At 37.1% G+C, this 353-nt stretch carries 1 protein-coding gene; it reads left to right on the top strand.

The annotated features are described in order from the left end of the window. Nucleotides 1-212: hypothetical protein (locus GFU89_RS23260; RefSeq protein WP_318849387.1), on the top strand; the 212-nt coding region annotated here is incomplete at its 5' end. Nucleotides 213-353: the final 141 nt, after the last annotated feature.

The raw sequence follows: 353 nt of genomic DNA, 5'->3' as shown, positions 1-353 counted from the left end.
CTCCCTCAAACTCTACCACTCTCCAGCCCCAATCGCCACACCCCAAACAAATGTTTAAAATTTTCCCTACTGCGAGTCAGTTGATTAGGCTTAAATATTACGAAACGGTAAATTTTATGTTAAATAAAGTTGCGGGGTATGGTAGAAGTTTCTATCTTTGCCCCACTGAAAAACGAAAGATGTTCAGTAAGCGCAGAAGAGCTTTTAGATAAGCAGAAACATTATAAAACTTCAAAAAGAGGCAGACGAAAAACTTTAATTTTTTTATCAAAAAGAGTTGTGAGTTTAAAAAGAGTTTGTATCTTTGCAGTCCCAATTAAGGGAGCGCAGGAGTAAAGAGATTGAGGGTTATG

It is taken from the genome of Chryseobacterium sp. JV558 (genome assembly GCF_033712365.1).
GTDB lineage: Bacteria > Bacteroidota > Bacteroidia > Flavobacteriales > Weeksellaceae > Chryseobacterium.
The sequence above is the reverse complement of the archived record's forward strand: the minus strand, read 5'-3'. Positions and strand labels throughout refer to the sequence as shown.